Source organism: uncultured Gilvimarinus sp. (assembly GCF_963972205.1).
GTDB classification, from domain to species: domain Bacteria; phylum Pseudomonadota; class Gammaproteobacteria; order Pseudomonadales; family Cellvibrionaceae; genus Gilvimarinus; species Gilvimarinus japonicus.
The window spans coordinates 938,921-952,325 of sequence record NZ_CAXAUC010000001.1 but is presented as its reverse complement, the minus strand read 5'-3'; the positions used below and the strand labels follow the sequence as shown (position 1 = coordinate 952,325).

The following is a 13,405-nucleotide window of genomic DNA, read 5'->3' as shown; positions in this document are numbered from 1 at the left end:
TCGATCTTGTTTGTTTAGCTGTTGACGACTTCTTCAAAGTCGAGCTGAGTCAGTTGTTTGATTCGCTTGAACAAATACATAAGTGCGACCGCCATAACAATGGTGGCCGGTAGGGCGATAACGGGAAAGCTTAGGGCGGTCATTTTGCCTAACTCCTCGTTAAACGCTACTGTGCCGGGCTCGCTGACCAACAGCCATTTGGCTAAGGCGTAGTTGAGAAACGACGACAGAAAAAACGATAGCGCCACCAAGTACGAGGCATTGCGTAAAGCCTGACTGAATTTAGCGGTGTTTTGGTGCTGTTCTAGGCGTGTGGCGATGAGGTCTACTTTAAGCACCTTGTCGTTGTACAGAAAGGTTTTTACCAACGGGAAGCGGGTTTTCATCGACAATAGCGTTGCCAGCCCAATCAGGCCGGGGATCGCCGCTTCTTTAATGGCGATATACTGCGGGTCGAGCTTTAGCAAGCTGATGCCGCCGGTGAGTAAGATACTGATCGCGCCGAGAGCGGAAAACACGTTAAACTCTCGTCTAACGAGGAAGTCTCGCAAACCGTACGCCAATGGGAAGGCGAGGGCTACGACCAGTGCCCAGCGTGTGCCTAAGTATTCGTCGCCACTGAGTTTGGTTAGGATTAAGGTCGGGATAACGATGTTTAGCAGGATGTTACCCAGTAGGCTTTCGCGCTTTTTCGGGTTCTTGCCTGATGGTTCGCTGAGGTTCGATGATCTTGCCGTTACGTTATCATCCTGAGGGCGGCTTTGCTCACCATTGGAAGGGGCTGAGTCATTCATACTGATGGTATTCGCCTTTATTTGCCGGTTAATGGGCTGTGAGGTTATGGCCGTCCCAGCGCACGAGCGCTGTCAGTACCTTAAAAATGTTAGTGCCGCGGCCGCCTACGGCACGACTGTGGCGCAAAAGCGCAATTATACGGTATTCATCCCCTTTAATGTTGATCGAGGCTTGGCTTGAAGATTGATTTGCACATGCACAGTAACTGCTCAGATGGTGAGCTGACCCCAGAAGCCCTAGTCGCACGGGCTAAAGAGGCAGGGCTCGACGCTATTGCGCTGACCGACCACGACACGATCGCAGGTTTGGCGCGCGCGCGCTGCGCGGCCGAGCACGAAGGTATGACATTGATCAACGGCATTGAGTTCTCGACACGCTGGGGAAAAATTGGTGTGCATGTCGTGGGGCTTGGATTGAGTGCCGATAGCGCCGAGTTACAGCAGGCGATCGCAGCGCAGCAGCAAGCGCGTATTGACCGTAACCTGACCATCGCGGGCAAGCTAGAAAAGCTTGGCGCGCGCAATATCTACCAGCGTGCGACCGAGCTTGCCGGCGGCTCGCAAATAGGCCGCCCCCATTTTGCGCAGCTGTTGGTCGAAGACGGCCTGGTTAAAACGGTCGCCAGTGCCTTTAAAAAGTACTTAGGTGCCGGTAAAGTCGGCGATATTAAGCAGCAGTGGCCGTCGCTGGATGAAATTGTCGCGACTATATTGGCCGCAGGCGGCGTGGCGGTATTGGCCCATCCGGCCAAATATCGCTTAACCCGCACGAAATTGCGCGCACTGACGGCCGATTTTGCCGAGGCCGGCGGCGGAGCGATAGAGGTGATTAGTGGTTATCAACCCAGCGGCTTGGCGAAAGATTTAGCCGCCATGGCCAATGAGTTTGGGCTGGCGAGTTCCTGTGGCAGTGATTTTCATCGTCCTGGCGGGATCTGGCAAGAGTTGGGCCGGTTTGAGCCTATGCCACCCAATGCCCGGCCGGTTTGGTCTTTGTGGCCAGAGTTGGCAGGGACGGTAGAGGCGAATAAATAGCGAGGCGTATGATGTTTGTAAGTCATTCGCGTGAAAATTATAATGGCGTTAATCGGGCCGCGAGGCCCCATAGCTGGCAACAAAGGAAGGCGCAGTGGCACAGTTTTTTCAGATACACCCCGAAACGCCTCAGGCGCGTTTAATTTCACAGGCGGTCGATATTATTCGGCGCGGCGGGATTGTGGCTTACCCCACTGACTCGGCCTACGCCCTAGGCTGTCATATTGGCGACAAAATGGCGCTCGACCGTATTCGCTTGATGCGCAAGCTAGACAAACACCATAACTTCACCTTAATGTGCCGCGATCTATCTGAGATTGCGACCTACGCGCGGGTGGATAATCAGGTGTTTCGCTTGCTAAAAGCCCATACGCCAGGCCCTTACACCTTTATCTTAGAGGGCACCTCAGAGGTTCCCAGACGCTTGCGTCACCCCAAACGCAAAACCATTGGTCTGCGGGTGCCGGATAACCCCATTGCCCTGGCGCTTTTAGAAGAACTTAATGAGCCTTTAATGAGTAGCACATTGTTGCTGCCCGGCGATGAATACCCACTGACTGATCCGTACGATATTCGCGATTTATTAGAGCATCAGGTTGAATTAATCATTGATGGCGGTTACTGCGGCCTGGAACCGACCACCGTGGTCGACCTGACTGAAGGTGCGCCAGAGCTTATCCGGCAAGGTAAGGGCGACTTTTCGGCCCTGTTAGCCGGTTGAGTACTGTTATGCTGCTGTCCCCCGCGCCGGTTCCTCTTTATAATGCCGCAAACGTTGCATGTGGGCCGAGCTCTGCGTGTGCCAATCGCTACCGGACACAGGGGAGGCTTGTGTGAATCAGCAAAACCTAGACCCTGAACTGGCCAATAGCGAGGCGGATGATCTTGCCGGATCTGAAGCCGCTGCGCTGGAGACTGCTGCGGAAGCACCCACTGAGGCGAAAACTGCGCCAAGCCAAGCCGAGATGCCATTTGCAATGGTGCAAGGCAAAGCCTATACCGACCTGCCGAAAGATCTCTACATTCCGCCGGATGCGTTGGAGGTGTTTCTTGAGGCCTTTGAGGGGCCGCTGGATTTACTCTTGTATCTTATTCGGCGACAGAATTTAGATATTCTCGAAATCGATGTATCTGAGATCACTTCGCAGTATATGTCCTATGTCGAGTTGATGGACGCAGCCCACTTTGAGCTGGCGGCTGAATACCTAGTGATGGCGGCGATGTTAGCCGAGATTAAATCGCGCATGCTGCTGCCGCGCAGTGTCGAGGAAGAAGAGGAGGGCGAAGATCCGCGCGCCTCCTTGATTCGACGTTTGCAGGAATACGAGCGTTTTAAAACCGCCGCAGAGGACATCGACGAGCTACCACGTGTAGGGCGCGATGTGTTCGCCGCCAGTGCCGAGCCGCCCGATCGCAATCTGACCCGACCAGATCCGGATGTCGAGTTACAAGAGTTACTGCTGGCGTTGTCAGAAGTGCTGCGCCGTGCCGATATGTTTGAAAGCCACCACGTCGAAAAAGAGCGACTCTCGACCCGCGAGCGTATGGCTCAAGTGCTGGACCGGCTTGCCGGGCGTAACTTTATGCCGTTTGTGAGTTTATTTACCATAGAGGAAGGGCGCTTGGGCGTGGTGGTCACTTTTTTGGCTATTATGGAGCTCATCAAAGAGTCACTGGTCGAGATCGTCCAAAGTGAGAACTTCGGCCCGATACACGTTAAGGCAAGAACACAATAATGATAGCAAACCAACAACTGCAAGCGATCATCGAGGGCGCGTTGATGGCGTCCAGCGAACCGCTCACCATTAAGCGTTTGATGAGCTTGTTTGAAGAGGATGGCGATGCGCCCGATACGGCCGCGTTTAGCGAGGCATTAACCGCCATCGGCGAGGCCTGTGAGAATCGTGGTTTTGAGCTTAAAGAGGTAGCCAGTGGTTGGCGTATTCAAGTGCGCGAGGAGTTGGCGCCTTGGATTAACCGTTTGTGGGAAGAAAAACCACAAAAATACTCGCGCGCATCACTCGAAACCTTAGCGCTAATCGCCTATCGTCAGCCGATCACGCGTGGCGATATTGAAGAGATCCGCGGTGTGGCGGTGAGTTCGCACATTATTAAAACCTTGCTCGAGCGCGAGTGGGTCAAAGTGGTTGGCCAGCGCGACGTGCCGGGGCGACCATCGCTGTATGCCACGACCCGGGGGTTTCTCGACTACTTTAATTTAAAAAGCTTAGATGAGCTGCCAACCTTAAGCGAGATACGCGATTTAGATGAGTTAAATGCCGAGCTGGATTTAGGCGCGGCACTTGGTGCTGGTGCGTCATCGGCCACAAGCCCGGAAGAGGGCGAGACGCCGGAATCGGAAGGTGAGGCCAGTGATGACGAATTGGCAGATGACAATGATGTTGCTTCAGACGCTGATTCGCCGGTAGATAGCGAGGCCGAAAACGTCGAAAGCGAAAAGAGCGACTTTGTCAGTGAATCAGAGACTGAGCAAGGCGCCGAACAAGAGCCAGATGAGCGCGGCGACCTTGCCGCAGAGCCAGCGACGGCCGCCGCAACCGATGATGAGCTTGAGCCAACACCAGACGTGCCGCCTGTAAACTCTGCGGTTGAGCCCGATGACAACAGCGAAAGCGCTGAGACGAATTTTACTGACACCCAAGAGCGCGACCGCGAGGTTTAAACCTGCGGCGCCTACCCAGCGAATTATTTATGGCAAAACGAACACCAGATCAAACCCCTTCCGATGCGAGCGCTGAAACTGACGCTGCGGTATCGCCGCCAGCTGATGAAAAGCTGCAAAAAGTATTAGCCCGCGCCGGTTGCGGTTCGCGCCGTGAAATGGAGCGCGCCATTGTGGCGGGCGATGTCAGTGTCAACGATCGCACCGCTACTCTGGGTGATCGGGTGAGCGAAAAAGATAAAATTACCCTGCGCGGTAAGCCGGTGTCGGCGCAAAAAGATACGTCCAAGCGCCGTGTGATTTTATACAACAAGCCCGAAGGTGAAATTTGTTCACGACAAGATCCAGAAGGTCGCCGCACCGTTTATCAGGCCCTGCCTAAGATTTCCGGCGAGCGCTGGATATCGGTCGGGCGCTTGGACTTTAATACCAGTGGCTTGTTGTTATTTACCAACGATGGTGATCTGGCAAATAAGTTGATGCACCCCTCGTCGGTGATTGATCGCGAGTACTTGGTGCGGATTCAGGGTGATGTCGATGACGATATGCGCAAGCGCCTACTAGAGGGCGTGCTTCTTGAGGACGGCGTTGCGCGTTTTACGGATATTGTCGACGGTGCTGGCGAGTCCCGTAACCGCTGGTTTTATTGTGTCGTAATGGAGGGCCGCAACCGCGAGGTAAGGCGCTTGTGGGAGAGCCAAGGTGTGCGTGTAAGCCGGCTCAAGCGAGTTCGCTATGGTAATATTTTTATTCCGTCCCACGTTCGTGTGGGTCAGTGGCTGGAACTCGATTACCGTGAAATTGCCGATTTGTGTCAAACCGCCGGGCTGGAAACCGAGCGGGTGGCGAAACCTAAATCGAGCCGTGAAGCGGCCACTTTGCGTGAACGCCACGAGCGCAAGTTACGTGCAGGCAAAGGGCGTAAACCGCCTCGTCTTAAAAAAGCGCCGCCCAAAAAACCGCGCCGTTAGCTTCTGCTGTTTAGAGGTGTCAGCTTAGTGGCGGCCACCTCGGTGTTCATCGCTAGGCCAACCTCCGGGATTGGCGGCTCGCAACTGGTGCGATTACGGCCGGTTGCTTTGGCTCGGTATAGCGCAAGGTCGGCGCGGTCAATCAAGCATCCGGCAGATTCGTTGGCGTTAAAACAAGCGCTGACGCCCAGACTAACGGTGGGCCGAATAATGGCGTCGTCGTGGGCGATATAAAGCGCCTCGATGGCACGGCGTAAACGCTCGGCCGTAATCAGTGCTCCCGCCGCGCCTGTGCCGCTGAGTAGCAGGGCAAATTCTTCCCCCCCATAGCGAAAGGTCATGTCGGTACCGCGGCTGACTTGATCAATCGTATCAGCAACAGCGCGAATCACTTTGTCGCCACGACGGTGGCCGTGCTGATCGTTAATGTCTTTAAAGTGGTCGATGTCCAACAAAATTAACGCAAACGGTTCGCCTTTGCGCATCAGCAATTGTCGCTCGCGCTCCAGTGCATTATCGAGCGCGGCACGATTGCCGACGCAGGTTAACGGGTCGATAAGCGCCAGCTGCAGCGCTTTTTGATACTGCTGTGCGTTGCGCAGAGGAAAGGCGAGAGAGGCCAATAGCGTCTCTAACGTTTGTTGCTCGTCATCGCTAAAACGGCGGCGGCGATAAAACGTAATCTCACCCAAATAGTGGTCGGGCAGGCGCAACGTGTAGTGACACTGATGTGTTGCCTGGCGGCCAAAATCGATTGGATGATTGTCCCCAGGGCTGGTGCTAAAGCGTAAGCCGTTGTAGGTGACCAGTGCGCGCGAATGGTTGAAAAACAGGCCGATAAGCGTGTCGGTATCCAGTGAAGTCTGCAGCGCATGCGCGAGCTTGTTGCGCAGTTGCAACAGCTCGGTGGCGGCGCCGGCCGATGGACCATTGGCGAGTGCCTCAACACCGCCTGTTAGGGACAGATCTCGCATAATAGTGCGCTCAGTTCCTGCTCGGGCGATACGCCCGGCTTGCCATTTTAGGATTCATGCAGGAGGCTGTTGCGATTTTTGTGCCAGACGTCACGGTTTTACTTTTTGTGCTTTAAAAACAATAGGTTGAGGTGCTTCTGGGGTGTCTAGAAAAACCTGACTTGTCAGGATGTTGGCGGTATTTGCTGTGCTTAGCGGCAGAGTTTTGCCGCCAGTCAAATGTTTGTCGCTGGCGGCACGCGAGGGAATTTATGGGGATGACTGGCTATCGTCATTTTCGTAAGGCAACCGAATCGTCACGCACAAACCGCCCTCGGGGAGGTTCTCGGCTTCGATCTGGCCGCTGTGTAGGGCGACCGTGCGCTGGGCGATGGCAAGGCCCAAGCCATAGCCTCCGCTCTCGCGATCACGGGCTTGATCGGTGCGGTAAAACGGTTGAAAGATATCCGTGAGCTGATCTTCTGGCACGCCTGGCCCAGTGTCTTTAATGCGCACCTGATACTCAGTATCGGTCACCGTGAGTTCGGTGATGATAGCCCCGCCAGGTGGCGTATAGCGCAAGGCATTGCGAGTTACGTTATCAAATACGCCGTACAGCATATTACCGTGAGTCGCGAGCAATGCCTCGTCTACCGGAATCTGCCGTTGCAGCGTTACGCGGCCGCGACTCGCTTCGTGCTGCAAGCTATCGTGTAGCGCGTTAAGTAACGCCACTACATCAGTGGTGTCGTCCAGAGTCCAGCCGCCGTCATCGAGCACTGGCAGCGCCAGAATGTCGGTAATGACATCATTGAGGTAGTCGGCCGCTTGTTTAATGCGCGCCAGTTCCCGGTCAACCTCACCGGCGCTGCGCTGTTGCGCAAGGGCCAGAGCGACTTGTAGGCGCGCCAAGGGCGTGCGCAACTCATGGGAGACGTCCTTAATCAAGCGCTTTTGCTCGGCCATGGCTTTTTGCAATCGCTCGGTCATATGGTCGAAGTCGTGGGCGAGCGAGGCGATTTCATCGCGGCGATTGTTAAAGCGCTGACTGATCCGAACGCTTAAGTCGCCCTTGGCGATACTGCGGGTCGCCTTTTGTAGAGTCGAAAGGCCGTGTGCAAAATGGCGGGCGAGAAAAAAACAGGCGGTACCGCTGACTAAAATCGAGGCGAGCAACAGGGGCCAAATGTTGTTGATAAACAGCTGCCAGAGAATGTCGCCGGAGGATTTCGCGCCTTGCTCGGATGAAATGGTAAATACTTTAAGGCTTTTACCGTCGTTAAGAGTAACGTGCCGTCCCCATGTTTTGCTGTCGCCATCAACCATTTTGCTGAACGGGTGGCTGGGGTTAATTTTGGGGATTAACGACTGCACGCCTTCGGGCAAGGAGCGGCCGAGTAAGTCCTCGTTGTGAGCGTCGACGATATAAAAATATTGCCGGCTCCATTCTGGCATGGCGCGCATATCGGCCAGCACCTGAGCCGAATTGCGATTGACGATCGAGCCTGCCATTTGAAACAGAAACCGTTGCGCGGGCTCGTACTCTTGGCCGCCGCGCAGCTGTTGCAGGGTGTTGTCTGGGTTGTCGCCCTGCCAGTGAACAATCACATTAGTGGTGACAATAATGACCGCCGTGATGCTCCAAAAGGTGAGAAATACCCGTAGATAAAGTCGAGTCATCCGCGCTGCTGTGCTTCACTCGCGCGGGTCAGCATATAGCCGGCGCCACGGACGTTAATAATTTGATCTTTACCGGCTCCGGCGCTTGAGAGTTTTTTGCGTATATTGCTGACGTGCACGTCGATGCTGCGATCGTACGGGGTTAGTTTACGCCCCAGAGCTTGCTCGGTTAGTTCGTCTTTGCTGATAACTTGGCCCGCTTGACGCACCAGCAGCTCTAAAACGCTAAATTCGGTGCCGGTTAAAGGCAGTTGCGTATCCTGCCAAAAGGCCGAACGACTGCCAATTTGCAGCAGAAGTTTGTCGACCTCCAGATCGCTCGTTTCTGGCAGTGTCTGAGCGCTGTTGGCGGTGCGCCGCAGCACCGCGCGCAATCGGGCGACCAGCTCGCGCGGGTCGCACGGTTTGGGTAGGTAATCATCGGCGCCGATTTCCAGTCCGATGACGCGGTCAATGGTGTCGCCTTTGGCAGTCAGCATTATGACCGGCGTATTTTGTTGGCCTAAGTCGGGCTGTTGGCGCAGTTTTTTGAGTACGTCAAAACCGCTGTGGCGAGGCAGCATAACGTCCAGAATCATGGCGGAGTACTGATTGTCGCGAGCCATTTCTAGCGCTTGGTCGCCATCATAGGCGGCGCAGACGCTAAAGCCTTCTGAGCTGAGGTATTCCTGGAGCAGTTCCGAGAGTTCTTTATCGTCGTCAATCAGTAGGATATCTGTCATTGTGACCTCATGCTGTTTAGTCTGGCGCCATGAGCGCCGCCGCAAGTGTGCAACAGTGAGCGGGTGCTGTCATGTTTAAGTCTTACTTATTAACCCTTCTTAACCTCTATTGCAAGCTTGCACCACTTTGAAATAGCTGGGAAAATTCGGCCAGATTTTTCACCGTCGTGTTTGTTATTAAGTTACTACTCAGCCGGCTCAGGTAGCAGTGAGCTGTGCATTGGGCAAAGCGAATGTGCGATTTTACACCGGTAAATGAGCATTTATAACGCTTCCGCAGCTGAGTGGCGACGCAATTAAAGGTACTCTTGTGGCCATTATAGGGCTTTTTTTTGGCAGTGATGAGGGCAATACCGAAGCGGTTGCTCAGCGTATTCAAAAGCGTTTAGGCGCCGATGTGGTCGATGTCTATGATATTGCTGATGTGACTCAACTGGAGTTTACTCAGTACGAGCGCATTATTCTGGGGATTCCCACGTGGGACTTTGGTCAGATTCAGTCCGACTGGGAAGAATTTTGGGACGATTTAGGCGATATCGACTTTAGCGATAAAACCATTGCTTTGTTTGGCCTGGGTGATCAATTCGGTTACGGCGACTACTTTCTTGATGCGATGGGAATGATGCACGAGGTAATAGCGCGGCATAACCCGACGTGGATTGGTTATTGGCCGCTGGATGGCTACGAGTATGACGCATCGAAAGCGGAGCTCGATGGTCAGTTTGTGGGGCTTGCTATCGATGAAGATCAACAGGAAGATTTAACCGCCGAGCGGCTCGACCGCTGGTGCGAGCAAATCCATCGTGAGTTTGGCTTGCAGTCACCTCTTTTTTTAGGTGACTAACGTCGTTCGGCGGCCATGGTTTGCCTAATTCTCGTTAAGGCGCTTCGGCTAAAAATACCGCGCGTAGCGGGGCTGGGTGGCCTTCAACGGTAAGCGCTGGGTTGTCGGGGTCGAGAAATTTATCCAGCGAGTGAAAGTGCATCCAATCGGTGCTGCGCTGCTCTTCTAGGCTGGTAGTGCAGGCGTCGACTACTCGTGGATTGCGCAGGCCACACTTACGCATCCAGCTAAGCATTGTGGGGACGCTGGGTAAAAACCACACGTTGCGCATCATCGCGTAGCGCCCTTCGGGCACTAACACTTCGCCCTCGTTACCTTCGATAACCAAGGTTTCTAAAACCAGTTGCCCGCCCGGGCGCAAAGTCGCTCGCAACTCGCGCAAATGATCCATCGGCGAGCGACGGTGATAAAACACGCCCATCGAAAAAGTGGTATCAAAAGCGCCTAGCTCCGCCGGTAAATGTTCAATCCCCAAAGGTAGGACGTCGATAGGGTAATGCTTGCCCAAAAAATGTTTGATGGCCTGAAACTGCACCACAAAGCGCGGTGAGGGGTCGATGCCGATAACCCTGTTGGCGCCATCGCCCAGCATGCGCCAGCCGTGGTAGCCGTTGCCGCAACCAACGTCCAGTACGAGCCGGTGCTTAAGCGGCGCAATCTTGTCGCGAATTCGCTGCCACTTCCAGTCCGAGCGCCACTCAGTGTCAATCTCGATACCGTGGATGGAGTAGGGGCCTTTGCGCCAAGGAATCAGCGCTCGCAAGCCCGCCCGGGCCTCGGCGAGCGTCTGCTCACCGGCCTTACCGCTGACGCTGACTGACTCGTCCAGCACTACCTGCTCGGGCTTGATCGTGGGTAGTTGTGCGAGTGTATGGAGCCAGCCGGGTAAATCGCCAAAGCGTTGCGGGTCAAGCCCGCGGGCAATATTCTGCTCCAGGCTTTCGGCCCACGGATTAAGGCGCTCGTGGGCTTTTATAAAGGTTAAAAGGGCGTCGAAATTGATCATTTGATGGCGATGATTGAGGCAAAATTAAGGCATTGAAACCAGACGTCGACGCTGGAAAACCCCGCTGCGCGCAGGCGCTCACGATGAACACTGAGCGACTCAGGAATCAAAACGTTTTCAATAGAGGCGCGTTTTTGAGCGATCTCAAGATCACTGTAGCCGTTGGCGCGCTTAAAATTGTGGTGCAACTGAGTCATCAACTCTTGGTGTGGTGGGTCTTGGAAGGCGACCTTTTCTGACAGGATCAGTACTCCGCCCGGGTTGAGACCTCGGCAAATATTGCTCAGTAGCGCTGGCCGTTCGGTGACATCGATAAACTGCAAAGTGAAGTTCAGTACCGCCATTGAGGCGTTTTCTAGGGCGACATCCTGAATACGACCTTCGATAAACGCCACCGGGATATCGTCTAGGCTGTCGGCGGCTATCACTTGTCGCGCGCGTGCGATCATGGCTGGCGAGTTGTCGACCGCGACAATCCGGCAGTTTGCGTTTTGAATCCGGTGGCGCATGGCGAGTGTCGCCGCGCCCAGTGAACAGCCAAGGTCGTAGCAGTTGCTGTCAGCGCTTACATAACGCTCGGCCAGCGAGCCGATCATATTGACGATGGTGGGGTAGCCTGGCACCGAGCGTTTGATCATGTCGGGGAAAACGTCGACCACTTGCTGGTCAAAGCTGAAGCTGTCCACCTGAGCCAGAGGGTTGGCATACAGCGTATCTTTCGGCTCAGTCATGGGCGTAGCAGTCTCGGGTTGTGGCGGCAATAGTGCCGCTAACGTGCTGATAAAAATGCGGCGCGAGCATTCTAGCTTGCCCGGCCGCTGGGCTCAATTACCGATGTTTACTCTGTCACAAATTTGTCACCTCAGGTGCCGATAATGCCGGGATGCAAAATCCGCCACTGACTTCGTATCGATCCTCTCTGCCGCCAGGGTGTCAGCCTCGGTTGGCTGAGCTATTACACACTATTATTAGTGCCAAGCAGCTGTCGGTGGTGTTTCAGCCGATTATTAATATTATCAGTCACAGTATCATCGGTTACGAGGCGCTAGCTCGGGGCCCCAAAAACAGCGAGTTGGAGCGCCCCGATAAATTGTTTAGCGTGGCCGCCGAGCTTGGGGTGCTGGCGCGTTTAGAGTATGCCTGCCGCGAGGTAGCCTGTCAGAGCTTTGTCGATCAGCAATTGCCGGGAACGTTATTTTTGAATATGTCGCCGCTGTCGTTTACCGATAGTCACTACCGTGACGGTGTAACTTTGGCTATTTTACGGCGCCTGAACTTAAGCCCCGAGCGAGTGGTGTTTGAGCTGACCGAAAAGCAGCCGATGGACGATTGCGATATTTTGCGCGATGCCTGTGAACACTTTCAGCGTCAAGGTTTTGCTGTGGCCATTGATGATTTAGGGGCAGGTTACGCCGGGCTGCGGATTTGGAGTGAAATTAACCCCGATTACGTAAAGATTGACCGCCATTTTATTACGGGAATAGAGCGCAGCGCGGTCAAGCGTGAGTTTGTTCGCTTTATGTTGGATATCGCTCAGCGAATAGGCAACAAGGTGATTGCCGAGGGCATTGAGACCGAGCAGGAATTTACCACGTTGGCGGCGTTGGGGGTCGAGTATATGCAGGGTTATTATTTGGCGCGGCCTAATGCGCAGCCATCTCTCGTGGTGCCAGCGCACATTCAAATTGGCCGCGCGGTGCCTCGCTCTCACGATCCGTTTCGTCAGACTCTGCGCGAGGTGACGGTATACGAAGAGACGATTAGCCCAACCCTCTCGGCCGGGGATGTGGTCAATAAATTGCGCTCGGATGTACGTATTACTTGTTTGCCGGTGGTGAGCGATGCCGGTGCGCCGGTGGGGATGATCAGCCGCTCAGAGCTGCTTAACACTTTTTCATGGCGCTACTCCTACGAGCTACACGCCAATAAGCCAGTAGCGGATTTTATCAGTCCCCGTACGCTAATAATGAGCATCGATGCAGAGTTGCACGCCGCGGGACGATTAGTCACCGAAGATCCGGCACAAAATTTAAGTGTCGATATTTTGGTGCACGATCAAGGGCGCTATGTGGGCGTGGCTAAAGTGCGGCGTCTATTGCGTAGTATTGCCGATGAAAAGCTGCGCGCGGCGCGACACTCCAATCCGCTAACGGGCTTGCCGGGCAACGTGCCGCTGTACGAGTGGATTGATCAGCTGTTGTGTCAGCGCTCGGATTTTATCGTTGCTTACTGCGACATTAACCACTTTAAACCCTTTAATGATGCGTTTGGCTACCGGTGTGGTGATGATGTGATCATCATGCTGGGGCAGTTGTTGTGCGAGCTGGTCGATCCAGAGTGTGATTTTGTCGGTCACGTGGGCGGCGATGATTTTGTCGTAGTGCTGCAAAGCCAAGATTGGCAAGCCCGTTGTGGCAATATATTGGAGCGTTTTTCGGCCGCTGTTGCGCAAAGTTTGCCAGCGGACCAGCGTGATTATTGGAGCCCTGATCGTGAAGGTCGCCGCCGTCGCTTTGGGCCGTTAACCTTGGCGATTGGCTGTGTTCATCCGGATTCAAGCGCCAATATGACCCATCACCATGTGGCCATGTTGCTGGCCGACGCCAAGCATCGCGCGAAGGAGTTGGGCGGGTCGCAGTTGTTTGTGTCGCGTCGGCGCGCTCCTGCAGCACTGGCTGACAATGGCGCCGCTTGAAAACTTTCTGTCTGTGTAGCAT

The 13,405-nt window shown here is 54.4% G+C and carries 13 protein-coding genes; 7 read left to right on the top strand and 6 right to left on the bottom strand.

Annotated elements, in window-relative coordinates; translation table 11 throughout:
* Positions 1 to 14: 14 nt before the first annotated feature.
* Entirely contained in the window at positions 15 to 794 is a 780-nt protein-coding gene (locus tag AACY82_RS04200) for a VC0807 family protein (protein ID WP_339615512.1), read from the bottom strand.
* A 177-nt stretch (positions 795 to 971) separates the two neighbouring features.
* Here AACY82_RS04200 and AACY82_RS04195 point away from each other — a divergent pair, with 177 nt between their 5' ends.
* From AACY82_RS04195 to rluB, 5 genes are all read left to right on the top strand, one after another.
* Positions 972 to 1,829: a PHP domain-containing protein gene (locus AACY82_RS04195; protein WP_339615511.1), complete on the top strand. Its 858-nt coding sequence runs from the start codon at positions 972 to 974 to the stop codon at positions 1,827 to 1,829.
* A 94-nt stretch (positions 1,830 to 1,923) separates the two neighbouring features.
* Complete coding sequence (locus AACY82_RS04190; protein ID WP_339615509.1) at positions 1,924 to 2,550, top strand: L-threonylcarbamoyladenylate synthase; 627 nt, start codon at positions 1,924 to 1,926, stop codon at positions 2,548 to 2,550.
* Between the two features lie 187 nt (positions 2,551 to 2,737).
* Positions 2,738 to 3,565, top strand: coding sequence for a ScpA family protein (locus tag AACY82_RS04185; protein ID WP_339615598.1), 828 nt, complete (start codon positions 2,738 to 2,740; stop codon positions 3,563 to 3,565).
* Positions 3,565 to 4,512, top strand: coding sequence for an SMC-Scp complex subunit ScpB (gene scpB / locus AACY82_RS04180; RefSeq protein ID WP_339615507.1), 948 nt, complete (start codon positions 3,565 to 3,567; stop codon positions 4,510 to 4,512). The genes AACY82_RS04185 and scpB overlap by 1 nt, the downstream gene beginning before the upstream one ends.
* Positions 4,513 to 4,541: 29 nt before the next feature.
* Positions 4,542 to 5,483: a 23S rRNA pseudouridine(2605) synthase RluB gene (gene rluB / locus AACY82_RS04175; protein WP_339615506.1), complete on the top strand. Its 942-nt coding sequence runs from the start codon at positions 4,542 to 4,544 to the stop codon at positions 5,481 to 5,483.
* On the opposite strand, the gene AACY82_RS04170 is transcribed toward rluB, so the two are convergent.
* The 3 genes from AACY82_RS04170 to AACY82_RS04160 form a co-directional block, all read right to left on the bottom strand.
* Positions 5,480 to 6,457, bottom strand: a complete 978-nt coding sequence (locus AACY82_RS04170) for a GGDEF domain-containing protein (protein ID WP_339615505.1) — start codon at positions 6,455 to 6,457, stop codon at positions 5,480 to 5,482. The two genes, rluB and AACY82_RS04170, sit on opposite strands and share 4 nt — an antisense overlap.
* Positions 6,458 to 6,706: 249 nt before the next feature.
* Positions 6,707 to 8,116: an ATP-binding protein gene (locus AACY82_RS04165; protein WP_339615503.1), complete on the bottom strand. Its 1,410-nt coding sequence runs from the start codon at positions 8,114 to 8,116 to the stop codon at positions 6,707 to 6,709.
* On the bottom strand, positions 8,113 to 8,838 hold the full coding sequence (locus tag AACY82_RS04160; protein WP_339615502.1) for a response regulator transcription factor: 726 nt from the start codon (positions 8,836 to 8,838) through the stop codon (positions 8,113 to 8,115). Before AACY82_RS04160 ends, AACY82_RS04165 begins: the two co-directional genes overlap by 4 nt.
* 310 nt (positions 8,839 to 9,148) lie before the next feature.
* Between AACY82_RS04160 and AACY82_RS04155 the strand changes: the two genes are divergently transcribed.
* Entirely contained in the window at positions 9,149 to 9,682 is a 534-nt protein-coding gene (locus tag AACY82_RS04155) for a flavodoxin (protein ID WP_339615501.1), read from the top strand.
* Positions 9,683 to 9,716: 34 nt separating this feature from the next.
* On the opposite strand, the gene cmoB is transcribed toward AACY82_RS04155, so the two are convergent.
* Together cmoB and cmoA are read right to left on the bottom strand one after the other, a co-directional pair.
* Entirely contained in the window at positions 9,717 to 10,688 is a 972-nt protein-coding gene (gene cmoB / locus AACY82_RS04150; RefSeq protein WP_339615500.1) for a tRNA 5-methoxyuridine(34)/uridine 5-oxyacetic acid(34) synthase CmoB, read from the bottom strand.
* Positions 10,685 to 11,419 (bottom strand): carboxy-S-adenosyl-L-methionine synthase CmoA, encoded by a 735-nt coding sequence (cmoA, locus tag AACY82_RS04145; protein ID WP_339615499.1) that lies wholly within the window; start codon positions 11,417 to 11,419, stop codon positions 10,685 to 10,687. The genes cmoB and cmoA overlap by 4 nt, the downstream gene beginning before the upstream one ends.
* 212 nt (positions 11,420 to 11,631) lie before the next feature.
* Between cmoA and AACY82_RS04140 the strand changes: the two genes are divergently transcribed.
* On the top strand, positions 11,632 to 13,383 hold the full coding sequence (locus AACY82_RS04140) for a bifunctional diguanylate cyclase/phosphodiesterase (protein ID WP_339615498.1): 1,752 nt from the start codon (positions 11,632 to 11,634) through the stop codon (positions 13,381 to 13,383).
* Positions 13,384 to 13,405: the final 22 nt, after the last annotated feature.

Coding starts and splice junctions, on each gene's coding strand:
- cmoB (WP_339615500.1), bottom strand. CDS start 10,688: ATGATCAATTTCGACGCCCTTTTAACCTTTATAAAAGCCCACGAGCGC.
- AACY82_RS04160 (WP_339615502.1), bottom strand. CDS start 8,838: ATGACAGATATCCTACTGATTGACGACGATAAAGAACTCTCGGAACTG.
- rluB (WP_339615506.1), top strand. CDS start 4,542: ATGGCAAAACGAACACCAGATCAAACCCCTTCCGATGCGAGCGCTGAA.
- AACY82_RS04165 (WP_339615503.1), bottom strand. CDS start 8,116: ATGACTCGACTTTATCTACGGGTATTTCTCACCTTTTGGAGCATCACG.
- cmoA (WP_339615499.1), bottom strand. CDS start 11,419: ATGACTGAGCCGAAAGATACGCTGTATGCCAACCCTCTGGCTCAGGTG.
- AACY82_RS04200 (WP_339615512.1), bottom strand. CDS start 794: ATGAATGACTCAGCCCCTTCCAATGGTGAGCAAAGCCGCCCTCAGGAT.
- AACY82_RS04170 (WP_339615505.1), bottom strand. CDS start 6,457: ATGCGAGATCTGTCCCTAACAGGCGGTGTTGAGGCACTCGCCAATGGT.
- scpB (WP_339615507.1), top strand. CDS start 3,565: ATGATAGCAAACCAACAACTGCAAGCGATCATCGAGGGCGCGTTGATG.